The sequence below is a fragment of the Pseudomonas sp. GW821-FHT09E12 genome (assembly GCF_059416085.1).
Map to the genome: position 1 here is coordinate 139,009 of NZ_JBWKOM010000001.1, position 15,394 is coordinate 154,402.

At 65.1% G+C, this 15,394-nt stretch carries 14 protein-coding genes; 10 read left to right on the top strand and 4 right to left on the bottom strand.

Annotated elements, in window-relative coordinates; genetic code table 11:
- Positions 1 to 20 precede the first annotated feature (20 nt).
- From AC07PQ_RS00540 to AC07PQ_RS00565, 6 genes are all read left to right on the top strand, one after another.
- On the top strand, positions 21 to 926 hold the full coding sequence (locus AC07PQ_RS00540) for an AraC family transcriptional regulator (RefSeq protein WP_037036290.1): 906 nt from the start codon (positions 21 to 23) through the stop codon (positions 924 to 926).
- Between the two features lie 257 nt (positions 927 to 1,183).
- The gene (efeU, locus tag AC07PQ_RS00545) at positions 1,184 to 2,026 is read left to right on the top strand and encodes an iron uptake transporter permease EfeU (RefSeq protein ID WP_493184787.1); all 843 of its coding nucleotides are present in this window, start codon (positions 1,184 to 1,186) and stop codon (positions 2,024 to 2,026) included.
- A gap of 9 nt (positions 2,027 to 2,035) precedes the next feature.
- Positions 2,036 to 3,235, top strand: coding sequence for an iron uptake system protein EfeO (efeO, locus tag AC07PQ_RS00550; RefSeq protein WP_493184786.1), 1,200 nt, complete (start codon positions 2,036 to 2,038; stop codon positions 3,233 to 3,235).
- An 18-nt stretch (positions 3,236 to 3,253) separates the two neighbouring features.
- Positions 3,254 to 4,576, top strand: coding sequence for an iron uptake transporter deferrochelatase/peroxidase subunit (efeB, locus tag AC07PQ_RS00555; protein WP_493184785.1), 1,323 nt, complete (start codon positions 3,254 to 3,256; stop codon positions 4,574 to 4,576).
- A 30-nt stretch (positions 4,577 to 4,606) separates the two neighbouring features.
- The gene (gene efeO, locus AC07PQ_RS00560) at positions 4,607 to 5,431 is read left to right on the top strand and encodes an iron uptake system protein EfeO (protein ID WP_493184784.1); all 825 of its coding nucleotides are present in this window, start codon (positions 4,607 to 4,609) and stop codon (positions 5,429 to 5,431) included.
- 267 nt (positions 5,432 to 5,698) lie between these two features.
- The gene (locus tag AC07PQ_RS00565; protein ID WP_053261438.1) at positions 5,699 to 6,898 is read left to right on the top strand and encodes an MFS transporter; all 1,200 of its coding nucleotides are present in this window, start codon (positions 5,699 to 5,701) and stop codon (positions 6,896 to 6,898) included.
- Between the two features lie 234 nt (positions 6,899 to 7,132).
- Here the strand turns inward: AC07PQ_RS00565 and pssA are convergent, their stop codons facing one another.
- On the bottom strand, positions 7,133 to 8,476 hold the full coding sequence (pssA, locus tag AC07PQ_RS00570; protein ID WP_493184783.1) for a CDP-diacylglycerol--serine O-phosphatidyltransferase: 1,344 nt from the start codon (positions 8,474 to 8,476) through the stop codon (positions 7,133 to 7,135).
- 206 nt (positions 8,477 to 8,682) lie between these two features.
- Between pssA and AC07PQ_RS00575 the strand changes: the two genes are divergently transcribed.
- Positions 8,683 to 9,261 carry a TetR/AcrR family transcriptional regulator gene (locus AC07PQ_RS00575; RefSeq protein WP_007932924.1) on the top strand — a complete coding sequence of 193 codons (579 nt, stop codon included), beginning with the start codon at positions 8,683 to 8,685 and terminating at the stop codon, positions 9,259 to 9,261.
- Between the two features lie 54 nt (positions 9,262 to 9,315).
- On the top strand, positions 9,316 to 9,795 hold the full coding sequence (locus AC07PQ_RS00580) for a nuclear transport factor 2 family protein (RefSeq protein ID WP_053261441.1): 480 nt from the start codon (positions 9,316 to 9,318) through the stop codon (positions 9,793 to 9,795).
- Positions 9,796 to 9,905: 110 nt separating this feature from the next.
- On the opposite strand, the gene sfnG is transcribed toward AC07PQ_RS00580, so the two are convergent.
- Positions 9,906 to 11,000, bottom strand: coding sequence for a dimethylsulfone monooxygenase SfnG (gene sfnG / locus AC07PQ_RS00585; RefSeq protein WP_493184782.1), 1,095 nt, complete (start codon positions 10,998 to 11,000; stop codon positions 9,906 to 9,908).
- A gap of 365 nt (positions 11,001 to 11,365) precedes the next feature.
- Here sfnG and AC07PQ_RS00590 point away from each other — a divergent pair, with 365 nt between their 5' ends.
- The gene (locus tag AC07PQ_RS00590; protein ID WP_493184781.1) at positions 11,366 to 12,604 is read left to right on the top strand and encodes an acyl-CoA dehydrogenase family protein; all 1,239 of its coding nucleotides are present in this window, start codon (positions 11,366 to 11,368) and stop codon (positions 12,602 to 12,604) included.
- Positions 12,605 to 12,742: 138 nt separating this feature from the next.
- The gene (locus AC07PQ_RS00595) at positions 12,743 to 13,522 is read left to right on the top strand and encodes a TSUP family transporter (RefSeq protein WP_493184780.1); all 780 of its coding nucleotides are present in this window, start codon (positions 12,743 to 12,745) and stop codon (positions 13,520 to 13,522) included.
- Between the two features lie 85 nt (positions 13,523 to 13,607).
- On the opposite strand, the gene nudC is transcribed toward AC07PQ_RS00595, so the two are convergent.
- Positions 13,608 to 14,438, bottom strand: coding sequence for an NAD(+) diphosphatase (gene nudC / locus AC07PQ_RS00600; RefSeq protein WP_009049279.1), 831 nt, complete (start codon positions 14,436 to 14,438; stop codon positions 13,608 to 13,610).
- A 6-nt stretch (positions 14,439 to 14,444) separates the two neighbouring features.
- The gene (locus AC07PQ_RS00605; RefSeq protein WP_007926535.1) at positions 14,445 to 15,257 is read right to left on the bottom strand and encodes a crotonase/enoyl-CoA hydratase family protein; all 813 of its coding nucleotides are present in this window, start codon (positions 15,255 to 15,257) and stop codon (positions 14,445 to 14,447) included.
- Positions 15,258 to 15,394: the final 137 nt, after the last annotated feature.

Here is a 15,394-nt window from a genome sequence, read left to right on the forward strand (position 1 = left end):
AACGATAAAAGCGCAGCGCCATGAGCCGATCAGCGAGAGTCACCGACCCTTCCTACGAATTGATGGACGACCATAACGGCCTGTCGATCATCTATCGCCAGCACGGCTTCCCCTGCCCCCTGGTGCGCTGGCACTTCCACAAGGAGTACGAGCTGCACCTGATCGTCGCCAGCTCCGGCAAGGTGTTCATCGGCGACTACATCGGCAACTTCTACCCCGAATCGCTGTTCCTCACCGGCCCCAACCTGCCCCACAACTGGATCAGCCAGGTGGCCGAGGACGAAGTGGTGGCCAAGCGCGACATGCTGGTGAACTTCACCGACGAGCTGTTCGAAAGCGGCTATCAGGTGTTCGCCGAACTCAAGAGCCTGACGCCGCTGCTGGAGCGCGCGCAGTACGGCATCGAGTTTCGTTGCAAACGCACCATCGCCCAGGCCATGGAGCTGATGCAGCGCATCGCCGACTCCAGCGGCATCACCCGCCTCGGGCACTTTTTCATCCTGCTGGAACTGCTGGCCGCCTGTGACGATTACCAGTTGCTGTCCGGCGCCACCAACGTGCAACTGGCCGACGAGCACAACGTCGACCGCACCAACCGCGCGGTGGACTACATCTTCGCCCACTACGCCCGCGAACTGCCGCTGGAGGAAGTCGCCGACTACCTGGGCATGAAACCCACCTACTTCTCCCGGGTGTTCAAGCAGGCCACCGGCCGCTGCTTCGTCGAGTTCGTCAACCGCCTGCGCATCAGCAAATCCTGCGAATTGCTGGCCGACGGCGACAAGCCAGTGACCGACGTGTGCTTCGAGTCCGGCTTCAACAACATCTCCAATTTCAACCGGCGCTTCCAGCAACTCAAGGGCATGACCCCTTCCCACTACCGACGCCTGGCCGTGCAGCGCCTGACCGAACAGAACCTGGCCTGACCCCACAAACACCGCCGCCCCCTTCGTAGGAGCGAGGCTTGCCCGCGATGCAGGCACTGTGGTGTGTCAGGCATTGTGCGGCGTGGCTATCGCGGGCAAGTCGGATCGCCGCCCGCTCGCTCCTACAGACACAAACACGCGCCCCGCGAAACGCGCTCCGTTCAGCTGACGTTCAGCAAATAGCAACCATAGTCATTTGCGAATACGTATCAACATGTTACAACTTAGCTCCCTATCTATCTCCCCGCCGGTGCTGAATGCTCGTTCCATTTCTGATCATGCTGCGCGAAGGGATCGAAGCCGCGCTCATCGTTGGCATCATCGCCAGTTACCTGCAACAGACCGGGCGCGGCCAGTGGATGCCGGCCGTGTGGATCGGCGTGTTTCTCGCCGCGGCCCTGGCGCTGCTGGTGGGGGGCGGCCTGGAGCTGATGAGCGCCGAGTTTCCGCAAAAGCAGCAGGAACTCTTCGAAGGCATCGTCGGCCTGGTGGCTGTGGGCATCCTCAGCTCCATGGTGTTCTGGATGCGCAAGGTCGCGCATTCGCTCAAGCATTCCCTGCAAGCCTCGCTGGACCAGGCGCTGACCGGCTCCCGGCACCAGGTCACGGCGCTGATCGCCATGGTGTTCTTCGCCGTGGCCCGCGAAGGCCTGGAAACCGTGTTCTTCCTCCTCGCGGTGTTCCAGCAGAGCCAAGGCCCCGCCGCGCCCATCGGCGCCCTGCTCGGCCTGGTACTGGCAATCATTGTCGGCTGGCTGATCTACAGCGGCAGCATGCGCCTGAACCTCAGCGCGTTCTTCCGCTGGACCGGCCTGTTCATCCTGGTGGTGGCCGCCGGCATCCTCGCCAACTCGGTGCAGGCCCTGCATGAAGCCGGGGTCTGGAACCACCTGCAGACGGTGCTGTTCGACTTCAGCGCCAGCCTGCCGATGGACGGCCCGCTGGGCTCGGTGCTGGCCGGCATGTTCGGTTACCAGGACGCGCCGACCGTCAGCACCCTGGGCGCCTATCTGATCTACGTGCTGGTGACCCTGGTGCTGTTCTTCATGCCTGGCGCGGCACCCGCCGCCAGCCCATCGTCTTCCGTTTCCAGCCAGTAAGGCCTTTCCATGACCCAGCAAGCCTCCCCACAGCCCCCGACACCGAGCGTCCTGCGCTGGGCACTCGCCGGCTCCGTGATGGTGATGATCGCCGCCGGCGGGCTGTTCTATTACGCCTCGCAGCTGGCCGCCAGCAAGCGCCAGGCGCACCAGGACGAAATCACCGTGACCATCCACCCCCGCAGCTGCGAGCCGAACGCCCTGAGCGTGCCGGCCGGGCCAGCGAGCTTTCGTATCGTCAACCGCTCGGACCGCGCCGTGGAATGGGAAATCCTCGACGGCGTGCTGGTGGTCGAAGAACGGGAAAACATTGCGCCGGGCCTGAGCCAGGTGATCAACGCCAGGCTGCAGCCCGGCGACTACGCCATCACCTGCGGCCTGCTGAGCAACCCGCGCGGCACCCTGCATGTGACCCCGACGGCCGAGTCCGACGCCCAGGCCAAGGCCCGACCGTCGATGGTCGCTTTTATCGGTCCGCTGTCGGAGTTCCGGGTCTACCTGAGCCACCAGAGCAGCGCCCTGATCAAGGCCGTGAGCGAGCTGGAGCACGCCATCCAGGCCGGCGACCTGGCCCAGGCCCGGGCCTTGTACCTGCCGGCGCGCGCGGCCTACCAGCGTCTTGCTCCGGCCGCCCAGCGCCTGGGCGAGCTGGACAACAGCATCAACGCCCGCGCCGACTATTTCGAAAAACGCGAGCAGGACCCCGCCTTCGTCGGCTTCCACCGCCTCGAATACGCGCTGTTCCAGCAACGCGACCTGAGCGGCCTGGCGCCGATCGCCCAGCGCCTGCTCAGCGATGTCACCACGCTCAAGCAACAACTGCTGGCCCAGTCGCTGCCACCGGAGCAACTGGTCAGCCTGGTCGCGCGCACCCAGCGCAGCATCGCCGAGGTGCGCGCCGGCAGCGGCGAGGAAGAACGCTACAGCCACAGCGACCTCAACGGCTTTGCCGCCAACCTGGAGACCACGCGCAAGGTCGTCGACCTGCTGCGACCCTTGCTGGCCAAGCCCGCCACCCCGCTGCTGGCGCAGATCGACAGCGCCCTCGGCGCCCTCGACAGCCAGTACGGCGCCTTGCGCAGCGCCGAGGGCTATGCCTCCTACGACAGTGTCGGCGCCGATCAGCGCAAGCGGATCGCCGACCAGGCCAAGGCTCTGGCCGATGCACTCGATGGAATCGATCCCGTCCTTGGCCTCTCCGGCCTGTAAGCAGAAGACCTCCGCCCGATGAACGATTCAGACGCTTCCAATCCAGATTTCTCCGCCCAACGCCGTCGCGTGCTGCTGGGCATGGGCGCCGCCGGTGTGGCTCTGGCCGGCAGCAGCCTGAGCTGCCCGGCGCTAGCAGCCCAGACCGGGAAAGCCGCCGCCCAGGTCACGCAAGCACCGAGCAGCGACCAGACCCAGGACCGCCATGACTTCCATGGCCAGCACCAAAGCGGCATCGTCACCCCGCGCCCGGCGGCCGGCATGCTGGTGGCGTTCGACGTGCTGGCCAGCGACCGCGAAGACCTGGAGCGACTGCTGCGCACCCTCGACCAGCGCATCAAGTTCCTGATGACCGGCGGCCCGGTGCCCCAGGTCGATCCGAAACTGCCGCCGCTGGACTCGGGCATCCTCGGCCCGGTGGTGACCCCGGACAACCTGACCATCACCGTCTCGGTGGGCGCCTCGCTGTTCGACGAGCGCTTCGGCCTGGCCGCGGCCAAACCCAAGCGCCTGATACGCATGGTCGGCTTCCCCAACGATGCGCTGGAACCCGACTGCTGCCACGGCGACCTGAGCCTGCAGTTCTGCGCCAACACCACCGACACCAATATCCACGCCCTGCGCGACATCGTAAAAAACCTGCCGGACCTGCTGCTGGTGCGCTGGAAGCAGGAAGGCAGCGTGCCGCCCCAGGCCCCGGCGCGTCCTGGCGAGCCGGCGCAGAGCGCACGCAACTTCCTGGGTTTTCGCGACGGCTCGGCCAACCCCGACTCCAACGACCGCAAGGCCATGGAACGGATCGTCTGGGTCCAGCCCGGCAGCGACGAACCGGCCTGGGCCGCCCATGGCAGCTATCAGGCGGTACGCATCATCCGCAACTTCGTCGAACGCTGGGACCGCACGCCCTTGCAGGAACAGCAAAGCATCATCGGCCGGGTCAAGGCCTCGGGCGCGCCCATGGACGGCCAGCAGGAACATCAGGTGCCGGACTACCGCAAGGACCCGCACGGCCAGCTGACCAAGCTCGACGCCCACATCCGCCTGGCCAACCCGCGCACCGCCGAGACCCAGCGCAACCTGATCCTGCGCCGGCCGTTCAACTACTCCAATGGGGTGAACAAGAACGGCCAACTGGACATGGGCCTGCTGTTCATCTGCTACCAGGCCGACCTGGAGCAAGGCTTCATCGCGGTGCAGACCCGCCTCAACGGCGAGCCCCTGGAGGAATACCTCAAGCCGGTGGGCGGCGGTTATTTCTTCAGCCTGCCCGGTGTCAGCGGCGAGCAGGACTTCCTCGGCCGCACGCTGCTCGAGGCCACCCAAGCGAAAACCCGTGCCTGACCACCCTCCATCCCCCCACGGAAACGTCCCATGAAAAAGTCGCCCCTCGCTGTGTTGCTGACCCTTGGCCTGCTGCATGTTCCGCTGTCGGCGGTTGCCGCCACCTCGCCGCTGGAGCTGGTGGGGCCGATTTCCGACTACAAGATCTACGTCACCGAGCAGCTCGACGAGCTGGCCAGCCACACCCAGGCCTTCACCGACGCGGTGAAGAAAGGTGATTTGGCTACGGCTAAAAAACTCTACGCACCGACCCGGGTGTACTACGAGTCGATCGAGCCGATCGCCGAACTGTTCAGCGACCTCGACGCGGCCATCGACTCGCGGGTCGACGACCACGAACAAGGCGTCGAGGCCGAGGACTTCACCGGCTTCCACCGCATCGAGTATTCGCTGTTCGCCCAGCACTCCACCCAGGGCCTGGATGCCCTGGCCGACCGCCTGAGCAAGGACGTCAAGGACCTGCAGGCCCGCGTCGCCGGCCTGACCTTCCCACCGGAAAAAGTCGTCGGCGGCGCCGCCGCCCTGCTGGAGGAAGTGGCCGCGACCAAGGTCTCCGGCGAGGAAGACCGCTACAGCCACACCGACCTCTACGACTTCCAGGGCAACATCGACGGGGCGAAGAAAATCGTCGACCTGTTCCGTGCGCAGATCGAGCAGCAGGACCCGGCCTTCGTCGCCAAGGTCGACAAGAACTTCGCCACGGTGAACAAGATCCTGGCCAAGTACAAAACCACCGACGGCGGCTTCGAGACCTACGACAAGGTCAAGGACAACGACCGCAAGGCGCTGGTGGGCCCGGTCAATACCCTGGCCGAAGACCTCTCGACCCTGCGCGGCAAGCTGGGGCTGGACTGATCTCCGGGTACCCGGCCCGATCTTGCGTAGGAGCGAAGCTTGCTCGCGATAAGTTCGCCAGGACAACACGGTGAAATTTGACGACCGCCGCTGCGCGGCTATCGCGAGCAAGCTTCGCTCCTACAGGCAAGCGTCCGGCCGGCGTGCCGATGACTCGCCCCGTCACCCGCCCTGCTGGGCTACCATCACCTGCGCCAATAACCCTGGGCGCGGGCGCGTTTTGTCTATAACGTCCCGCGCACTCCCGACTTTCATGGAAGACCCTGCATGTCCACTGCCACGGCCCAACCGCCGCAGACCGCCGCGCCGTTCAAACTGCTGCCGCTGATGCTCGCCTACATGGCCTGCACCATGTCGATGATGGCCTTCGTCTCGCTGATCGGTCCGATCGTGCGCGTGCTCGGCCTGGCCACCTGGCAGGCCGGCGCGGCGGTGACCGTCTCCGGGGTGATCTGGATGCTCCTGGCACGCCCCTGGGGCCAGGCCAGCGACCGCTTCGGGCGCCGTCGGGTGCTGCTGCTCGGCACGGCCGGCTTCACCCTCGCCTATTGGGCGCTGTGCCTGTTCATCGATGTCTCGCTGCACCTGCTGCCGGGCATGTGGCTGGCCTTTATCGGCCTGATGCTCGGGCGCGGCCTGATCGGGGTGTTCTACGCGGCCATTCCGGTGGGCGGCTTTGCCCTGATCGCCGACAACGTCGAACCCGAACATCGGGCCCGCGCCATGGCCACCCTGGGCGCCGCCAACGCCGTCGGCCTGGTGCTGGGGCCGGCCGTGGCCGCGCTGCTCGCCCGGGTCAGCCTGAGCCTGCCGCTGTATGCCATGGCCGTGCTGCCGCTGGCGGCGTTCCTGGTGCTGCTGTACAAGCTGCCGCGCCAGGAACTGCACCTCAAGCAGGCGCCGCGCTCGGTACGCCTGAGCGACCCACGGCTGCGCCGGCCGATGGCGGTGGCCTTCGTCGCCATGCTTTGCGTGTCCATCGCGCAGATCACCGTGAGCTTCTACGCCCTCGACCGCCTGGGCCTGGACAGCGCCGACGCCGCCCAGGCCGCCGGCATCGCCCTGGCCATGGTCGGCGTGGCGCTGATCTGCTCGCAACTGGTGGTGCGCAAACTCGAATGGCCGCCGCTGCGGATGATCCGCGCCGGCGCGCTGCTGGCCGCCAGCGGTTTTGCCGGCTGCATGCTGGTGGAAAGCGCCTGGGGACTGTGGCTGGGGTTCTTCGTCTCGGCGGCGGGCATGGGCGCGATCTTCCCGTCCTTCTCTGCCCTGGCGGCCAACGCCGTGGACGCCTCGGAACAAGGCGCCACCGCCGGTTCGATTGGCGCGGCCCAGGGGTTTGGCGTGGTGATCGGCCCGTTGGCCGGCTCGCTGATCTACGCCGTCGAACCGCGCCTGCCCTACCTGATTGCCACGCTGTTGCTGCTGTTGGTGGCGGTCTGGCCGGCGGCGAAAAGCCCCAGCTGATCCGGGCGCTGATACAGCTGTAGCCACTGCCGCAGGCTGCATACGTCCCGAAGAGGCGCGACGATCTCAAGATCGATGAAGGCCCTGCGGGCCTTATCGCAGCCTCGCGGGCTCGGCAGCGGCTACAGGATCGGGGCCTGGCTTCGTGTAGCCGCTGCCGCAGGCTGCGATAAGCCCCGCAGGGGCTTCAGGGCCAGCAAGAACGACCCCATCGTGGATCGTTCGCCGCGGACCTCAGAGGATGCGGTAGAGCAACCGCTCGATGCGCACCCGGCTGACCCGGCGCAGGAACTTGCCGACGGCCGCCGGGTAGTCCACCAGGGTTTCCAGGCGCTGGAAGTGCTCGATGCGCCGGGTGTGGCGGAAGATCGTTTCCAGCTCCTGGCGCCGCGGTTCCAGCAACTCGCCCTTGGGGTCGTCGAGCAGCAAGGCGTTTTCCAGGTCGAGGCGGAAGGCCCGCGGGTTGAGGTTGTTGCCGGTGAGCAAGGTGTAGCGCTGGTCCACCCACATGCCCTTGAGGTGGTAGGTGTTGTCGCCATCGCGCCACAGGTGCAGGTTCAGGCGGCCGCTGTCGATGGCCTTCTGATGCCTCTTGGCGAAGCGCCGCAGGCTGATCTCATAGAGGTACGGCAGCGCGGCGATGACCTTGAACGGCTCGCTCGGCGGAATGTAGAAGTCGTTGGCGGTCTTGTCGCCGACGATGATGTCGATCTTCACCCCGCGCGCCAGGGCGCGGTTGATTTCCCGGGTCACCGCCAGCGGCAGGTTGAAGTACGGCGTGCAGATCGTCAGTTGCTGCTGGGCGCTGGCGATCAGTTCGCAGATGACCCGGCTCAGCGGGTTGTTCTTGCCCACCCCGAGCAGCGGGCTGACCGACAACTGGTCCTTGAGCACCCCGCCGGCACTGGTGTCGTAGGCCGCGTGCTTGAGGCGGCTGCGCAGGTCGCCGATGTCGTTGCGCAGGCTGCGGGTGGTCGGCAGGTTCGGCAGGTCCAGGCGATGCACCGCCCGCGACGCCACCAGGCCATGCTGGACCAGGTGCTGCATGGAGTCGGCCAGCTCGCGGTTGTGCAACAGGTGATAGCGGTCGAAGCGGTATTTGTCGAACTTGTGCAGGTACACGTTGTTCAGGCTGGCGCCGCTGTAGATCACGCAATCGTCGATCACGAAACCCTTCAGGTGCAGCACGCCGAACAGTTCGCGGGTCTGCACCGGCACGCCGTACACCGGCACTACGCTTTCGTGGGTGCGGGTCATTTCCTGGTACCAGGCCGAGTTGCCCGGCTGCTTGCCGGCGCCGATCAGCCCGCGCTGGGCGCGCAGCCAGTCGACCACGACCACCACGTCCAGCTCCGGACGCGCGGCCTTGGCGGCGTGCAAGACATCGAGAATTTCCTGGCCGGCCTCGTCCTGTTGCAGGTAGAGCGCGACGATATAGATGCGCCGGGTGGCCTGGGCGATCTTCTCCAGCAGGCAACGGCGGAATTCGGCGGCGCCATTGAGGATGGACAGGTCATCGGCAGCCAGCGGGAAGCTGCGCAATTTTGGCAGCAGGGAACGTTTGAAAAGCGACGGCATAGGGCTCGCAGAAGGTCGAATCCAAAAGAGCGCAAGAGCTTACACCAAGGTGCCGGCCCGGGTCTTGCGGGGCGCTGTGAAGATTTGTCGCCTGCCCTCTGGCGCCTGCCGCGCAAGCGCGGGTGACGGGATGGGTCGCGACAATAAATTCATCGATCGAAAATAACTTGTTGACCAAGGAGAACGATCGTTCTACTGTACGCAACATGAACGAAATCACTAGCAACGACACACGCGATATCATTCTGGATGTCACCGAAAAGTTGATCTATAAAAGTGGCATCGCCGCCACGGGCATGGATCTTCTGGTGAAGACCGCCGGCGTCTCCAGAAAGAGCATCTACCGCTACTTCACCACCAAGGACGAACTGGTGGTGGCCGCCCTGCAACGCCGCGACCTGCGCTGGATGCACTGGTTTCGCAGCGAAGTGGACAAGGCCCCGACCGCGGCCGCGCGCCTGCTCAACCTGTTCACGGTGCTGGGCGGCTGGTTCGCCTCGGAGGACTTTCGCGGCTGCGCCTTCATCAATACCAGCGGCGAGACCGGCGACCCGCAGGACCCGGTACGGGTGGTGGCCAGGGCGCACAAACAGAAACTGTTCGACTACGTGTTCGAGCTCTGCAAGGAACACGCCTCGGAAAAACCCGGCACCGAAGATCCGGAGGAGCAAGCCAGACAGCTGCTGATCCTGATTGACGGGGCCATTACCGTTGCACTTGTGATGGGTGATCGCAGTGCCGCCGATAATGCGCAATGCATGGCGCGAAAGTTATTGGACCTGTAATCATTTAAAACAAGTTCGACACTGCTGAACCTCAACTTTCATTGGAGACTTTAAATGTCATCTAACGCTGAAGTTCGTCCGCCACTTCCCCCTTTCACCCGCGAATCGGCCATTGAAAAGGTCCGCCTGGCCGAAGACGGTTGGAACTCCCGCGACCCGCAGCGGGTGTCCCTGGCCTACACCCTGGACACCCAATGGCGTAACCGCGCCGAGTTCGCCCACAACCGTGAAGAAGCCAAGGGTTTTTTGACCCGCAAATGGGCCAAGGAACTGGACTATCGCCTGATCAAGGAACTCTGGGCCTTTACCGACAACCGCATCGCCGTGCGTTACGCCTACGAATGGCACGACGACTCGGGCAACTGGTTCCGCTCCTACGGCAACGAGAACTGGGAGTTCGACGAGCACGGCCTGATGGCCAACCGCTACGCCTGCATCAACGACATGCCGATCAAGGAAAGCGAGCGCAAGTTCCACTGGCCGCTGGGCCGGCGCCCGGATGACCATCCGGGGCTGTCCGACCTGGGCCTGTAACCTTCTTCTGTAGGAGCGGCCGGTCGACGCTTACGATTGCGCGCGATGCTGGCGACGCGGTGTGTCCGCTAAACCGCTATCGCGAGCAAGCTTCGCTCCTACAGTCCACCTCAAGCCGCGGCATCCTGCCGCTTCAGCGCCGCCTTGGCTTCCAGCTCGCGCACCAGTGGCAACACACGCTTGCCGAAGTACTCCACCTCTTCCTGGAAATGCAGGAACCCCGCCAGCACCAGGTCCACGCCTACTGCCTTCAAGGCGACGATGCGCTCGGCGATCTGCTGCGGCGTGCCGATCAGGTTGGTCTTGAACCCGTCGTTGTACTGCACCAGGTCCTCGAAGGTAGATTTGGCCCAGTTGCCCTCGCCTTCCGGCGAGGCCTTGCCCGCCTGCTTCGCCGCGTCGCCAAAGGCGTTCACCGCTTCCGGATCGGCCTGGTCGATGATCTCGGCCAGCACCGCGTGTGCTTCCTCCTCGGTGTCGCGGGCAATCACGAAGGCATTGACCCCGACCTTCACCGAATGCTTGTTCGCCGCGGCCTTGGCACGGATGTCGTCAACCTGGGCCTTGATGCCTTCCGGCGTGTTGCCGTTGGTGAAATACCAGTCGGAGACGCGTGCCGCCATGTCCCGCGCGGCGCGGGAACTGCCGCCCTGGAACACTTCCGGCTGACCCAGCGGCTTGGGCTTGAGGCTGTAGTTGTCGAAGCGATAGAAGTCGCCACGGAAGCTGAAGTTGTCCTGGCTCCAGATGCCCTTGAGGGAACGGATGAATTCTTCGGAACGCCGATAACGCTCGTCGTGCTCCAGCCAGTGTTCGCCGATGGCCTGGAATTCGCCCTTGAACCAGCCGCTGACGATATTCACCGCGATCCGACCATGGGTCAGCTGGTCGATGGTCGCCAGCTGCTTGGCCGCCAGCGCCGGTTGCCAGGGGCCGGGCAGGATCGCCGCGATCACCTTGAGCTTGTCGGTGGCGGCCAGCAGCGCATGGCTGAACGCCACGGACTCATGCTGGAACTCGGCGCCGTAGCCGGCGGTGAAGCGGATCTGGGTCAGGGCGTACTCGAACCCGGCGGCCTCGGCCAGCTGCGCCAGCTTGCGGTTGTAGTCGATGCCCCAGTGGGTGCGTTGTTCGATCTTGCTGACCACCAGCCCGCCGCTGACGTTCGGTACCCAGTAGGCAAATTTGACGGCTTGCTGACTCATTGGCGTGTCCTCGCGACTGAAGTGTCCGGGGAACAGAGCAGCAACCGTGCCAGCCGGAAAACTCCAGGGCCGCGCGTCCCTGTAGCCGCTGCCGCAGGCTGCGATCGGCTGCGCAGCAGACGCTGCCTGTGCCGACGCAGGAAGGCCCTTCGGGCCTTTTCGCAGCCTGCGGCAGCGGCTACAGGTAGACCGTCGAACCCTATGTGAACAGGTCGATTTGTTGATGCGCTGTTGGCTGGGCAACAGTTGCCGACCAGCCGCCCTGCGCCTGGCCCGCTGATTACAGCCGCCCGCCTCCCGGCACGGACCATGCAATCCCCTCCGCGCAAACCACGCTTTCACTGCCGACTCAAGGAGCTGTGCCCATGACCGAACACCAGGTGATCAATCCATTGTCCGTAGGCGTCGACTACGAAGCCCTGGCCGGGCGCTTCCGCCCGATCTTCAAGCGGATCGCCGCCGGCGCGGTGGAGCGCGAGCAATCGCGCAGCCTGCCGTACGAGGCGATCGGGTGGCTCAAGGAGGCCGGTTTTGGCGCGGTGCGGGTGCCGGTGGAATATGGTGGCGGCGGCGCCTCCCTGCCGCAGTTGTTCCAGTTGCTGATCGAACTGGCCGAGGCCGACTCCAACGTGCCGCAAGCCTTGCGCGGGCATTTCGCCTTTGCCGAGGACCGCCTCAACGCTGCCCCGGGGCCGGCACGGGACCTGTGGTTCAAGCGTTTCGTCGAGGGCGACATCGTCGGTTGCGCCTGGACCGAGATCGGTAGCGTGGCCATTGGCGAGGTGATCACCCAGGTCTCGCCGGCCGGCGACAAGTGGCGGCTCAACGGCGAGAAGTTCTACAGCACCGGGAGCATTTTCTCCGACTGGATCGATGTCTACGCCCGGCGCAGCGACACCGGTGGCGACGTGATCGCCGCGGTGCGCACCCGCCAGCCGGGCATCGTGCAGAGCGACGATTGGGACGGCTTCGGCCAGCGCACCACGGGCAGCGGCTCCTCGCGCTTTGTCGATGCCGAAGTGGAGGCCGAGAACCTTATCGACTTCGCCACCCGCTTCAAATACCAGACCGCGTTCTATCAGTTGGTGCTGCTGGCGACACTGGCGGGCGTCGGCCGCGCCGCGGTGCGCGATGTGGCCCACGAGGTGCGCGCGCGCAAACGCATCTACAGCCACGGCAACGCGCCCCGGGCCAGCGAGGATACCCAGGTGCAGCAGGTGGTCGGGGAAATCTCGGCCCTGGTGTACGCCGCCGAGGCCAGCGCGGTGCGCGCGGCGCAACCGGCGCAGCAGGCGTACCTGGCACGTTTTGCCGGGAATGACGAGGCAGAGCGGGCAGCCAATGTCGCCGCGGAAATCCAGTCGGCCACGGCCCAGGTGGTGGTCACCGAGCTGATCCAGCGCGCCACCAGCGAACTGTTCAATGCCCTGGGCGCTTCGGATATCCGCCAGGGCAAGGCCCTCGACCGTCACTGGCGCAACGCCCGTACCCTGTCGTCGCACAACCCGGTGATCTACAAGGCGCGCATCGTCGGCGATTGGCTGATCAATGGCAGCGAACCGCCGTTCGTGTGGCAGATCGGTAACGGGCCGCAGCGCCAATAGCAGCCTCACCGCCCTCAACGTAGGAGCGTCGACCGGCCGCTCCTACAGAATGGGGACGGTCGCGGTCGTGAAAGGTTATGGGTAAGATACCGACCTTTCGCGCAGCTCTTCTGCGCCCCGCCGAAATAAGTCGATCCCATGCCTTTCGAACTCAGCGTAGATTTGACCACCCTCGCCATTCTGGCCCTCGTCGCCTTCATTGCCGGCTTTATCGATGCCATTGCCGGCGGCGGCGGCCTGCTCACCACCCCGGCGCTGCTCACCGCCGGCCTGCCGCCGCACCTGGTGCTGGGCACCAACAAGCTGAGTTCGACCTTCGGCTCGGCCACCGCCAGCTTCACCTTCTACCGGCGCAAGCTGTTCCACCCGCGGCAATGGACCCACGCCCTCGTCGGCACCCTGGTGGGTGCGCTGAGCGGCGCGGTGGTGGCCCATTACCTGCCGGCCGAATGGCTGAACAAGATGCTGCCGGTGATCGTCTTCGCCTGTGGCGTGTACCTGCTGTTCGGCGGCACGCCGAAAGCGCCGCTGGACAGCGAAGCACCGATCAAGAAAAAGTGGCAATCGACCCAGGGCTTCAGCCTCGGTTTCTACGACGGCGTGGCCGGCCCCGGCACTGGCGCCTTCTGGACCGTCAGCAGCCTGCTGCTCTACCCCATCGACCTGGTCAAGGCCAGCGGCGTGGCGCGCAGCATGAACTTCGTCAGCAACGCGGCGGCGCTGTCGATCTTCATTTTCTCCGGTCAGGTGGATTGGGCCATCGGCCTGAGCATGGGCCTGTCGCTGATGGTCGGCGCCTTCTTCGGCGCCCGCACCGCCATCAGCGGCGGCGCGAAATTCATTCGCCCGGTGTTCATCACCGTGGTCCTGGGCCTGACCGTGCGCCTGGCCTGGCAGCACTGGTTCAGCGCCGTTTGACCCACTGAAACGACAGCGGGCGAACCCAATGGATTCGCCCGCGCTGTTTGTTTCCAGCTCCTTCCAGCTTGCTTCCAGCCGGGGCTCAACCCGGCAATACAGGCTCCGCCAAGCCCAGGCGCCGGGCCACATACAGATCGATCAGGTAACGGGCAATCGAGCGTGACGCCGGCAGCGGCGGCAACGCATGCACGTTGAACCACTGCGCATCCTCGATCTCGTCTTCCTGCGGCACGATCTCGCCGCCGGCGTACTCGGCATGAAAACCCAGCATCATCGAATGCGGGAACGGCCAGCACTGGCTGCCGATGTACTGGATATTCTTGACCTCGATCTGCACCTCTTCGCGCACCTCGCGCACCAGGCAGTCCTCGGCCGATTCGCCCGGCTCGGCGAACCCGGCCAGGGTGCTGTAGACCCCGGGGACGAAACGCGGCGACCGCGCCAGCAACACCTCGTCGCCGCGAGTGATCAGCACGATCATGCTCGGCGAAATCCGCGGGTAGCTGCGCAGGTCGCAGGGCTCGCAGTACATCGCCCGCTCGCGCATCACCTGGGTCATGGGCTGGCCGCAGTTGCCGCAGAAGCGGTGCTCGCGGGCCCAGGTGCCGATCTGCGCGGCATAGCCCAGGACCTTGTACAGGGTGTGATCGCCGTCGAGCATGAACGCCCGCAGGCCTTTCCAGTTGCAGCCCGGCACCTCGGAAACGCTCTTGAGCTCCAGCAGGTACACCGGCTCGCCATCCAGGTGGCCGATGCCGTGCTCGGCGAGGATCGGCAGGTCCTGGCGCTTGAGCCATTCGCGGGGGAACAGCGCGCCGTTGTCGTCGAACAGAAAGCCCTGCGGGCCGCGGGCCACGGCCCAGCCGCCGGGAAGGTCGATATCCAGTACTGCGGTGGTCCAGCGTGAAGTCATGTTCAATCAGTCCAGAAATTCAGGTTTCTGTTTGCTCATATGGGCGGCCATGGCCACGCGCAGGTCGGTGGATTGCAGCATGGCGGCGTTCCAGGTAGCGATGTATTCCAGGCCGTCGTCGATGCGATGGTCGCGCATGTAGCTGATCATTTCCTTGGTACCGCTGACGGCGATCGGCGACTTGCTGGCGATTTCCCGGGCAATGCCCATCACGCCGTCGAGCAGGCTTTCACTGTCGGCGTAGGTGCGATTGACCAGGCCGATGCTGCGTGCCTCCTCGGCGCCGAAGGTGCGCCCAGTGTAAGCCAGTTCGCGCAGCATGCCGTCACCGATGATACGCGGCAAACGTTGCAACGTGCCGACATCGGCGGCCATGCCGATATCGATTTCCTTGATCGAGAATTGCGCGTCCGCGGCGGCGTAGCGCATGTCGCAGGCGGCGATCAGGTCGATGGCGCCGCCCAGGCAGTAACCCTGGATCGCCGCCAGCACCGGCTTGCGGCAGTTGTCGACGGCATTGAAGGATGCCTGCAGCTGCAGGATCTTGCGCCGCAGCAGGCGCGCGTTGCGCCCGACGTCCTTGCCCAGTTCGTTGGCCACGCCGGCCAGCATCATCAGGTCGATGCCGGAAGAAAAGTGCTTGCCGGCGCCGCTCAGCACCACCACGCGGACCGCGTCGGTGTCGTCGATCCAGCGGAAGACCTCGATGATCTCGCTCCAGAACGCGGCGTTCATCGAGTTGATCTTTTCCGGCCGGTTGATCTGCACATGGGCGATGTTGTCAGCAAGTTCGACGCGAAAGGCTTGATATTCGGACATGGCAGCATTCCTTACCGGGCAAAAAAATGAGGCCCGAACTATAGCAAGGGCCTGTGCCGCGCAGTAAGGCAGCGCATCGGCCAAAACCGGGACTGGCCACACAACGGCCTATCTATTCTCTATGGGTTGCGGGCAGG

Excerpts from the sequence above, each read along its gene's own strand:
- efeO (WP_493184784.1), top strand. The coding sequence starts at position 4,607 with ATGAAAAAGTCGCCCCTCGCTGTGTTGCTGACCCTTGGCCTGCTGCAT.
- sfnG (WP_493184782.1), bottom strand. The coding sequence starts at position 11,000 with ATGAGTCAGCAAGCCGTCAAATTTGCCTACTGGGTACCGAACGTCAGC.
- AC07PQ_RS00605 (WP_007926535.1), bottom strand. The coding sequence starts at position 15,257 with ATGTCCGAATATCAAGCCTTTCGCGTCGAACTTGCTGACAACATCGCC.
- AC07PQ_RS00590 (WP_493184781.1), top strand. The coding sequence starts at position 11,366 with ATGACCGAACACCAGGTGATCAATCCATTGTCCGTAGGCGTCGACTAC.
- AC07PQ_RS00540 (WP_037036290.1), top strand. The coding sequence starts at position 21 with ATGAGCCGATCAGCGAGAGTCACCGACCCTTCCTACGAATTGATGGAC.
- nudC (WP_009049279.1), bottom strand. The coding sequence starts at position 14,438 with ATGACTTCACGCTGGACCACCGCAGTACTGGATATCGACCTTCCCGGC.
- efeB (WP_493184785.1), top strand. The coding sequence starts at position 3,254 with ATGAACGATTCAGACGCTTCCAATCCAGATTTCTCCGCCCAACGCCGT.
- AC07PQ_RS00575 (WP_007932924.1), top strand. The coding sequence starts at position 8,683 with ATGAACGAAATCACTAGCAACGACACACGCGATATCATTCTGGATGTC.
- AC07PQ_RS00580 (WP_053261441.1), top strand. The coding sequence starts at position 9,316 with ATGTCATCTAACGCTGAAGTTCGTCCGCCACTTCCCCCTTTCACCCGC.
- pssA (WP_493184783.1), bottom strand. The coding sequence starts at position 8,476 with ATGCCGTCGCTTTTCAAACGTTCCCTGCTGCCAAAATTGCGCAGCTTC.
- efeO (WP_493184786.1), top strand. The coding sequence starts at position 2,036 with ATGACCCAGCAAGCCTCCCCACAGCCCCCGACACCGAGCGTCCTGCGC.
- efeU (WP_493184787.1), top strand. The coding sequence starts at position 1,184 with ATGCTCGTTCCATTTCTGATCATGCTGCGCGAAGGGATCGAAGCCGCG.
- AC07PQ_RS00565 (WP_053261438.1), top strand. The coding sequence starts at position 5,699 with ATGTCCACTGCCACGGCCCAACCGCCGCAGACCGCCGCGCCGTTCAAA.
- AC07PQ_RS00595 (WP_493184780.1), top strand. The coding sequence starts at position 12,743 with ATGCCTTTCGAACTCAGCGTAGATTTGACCACCCTCGCCATTCTGGCC.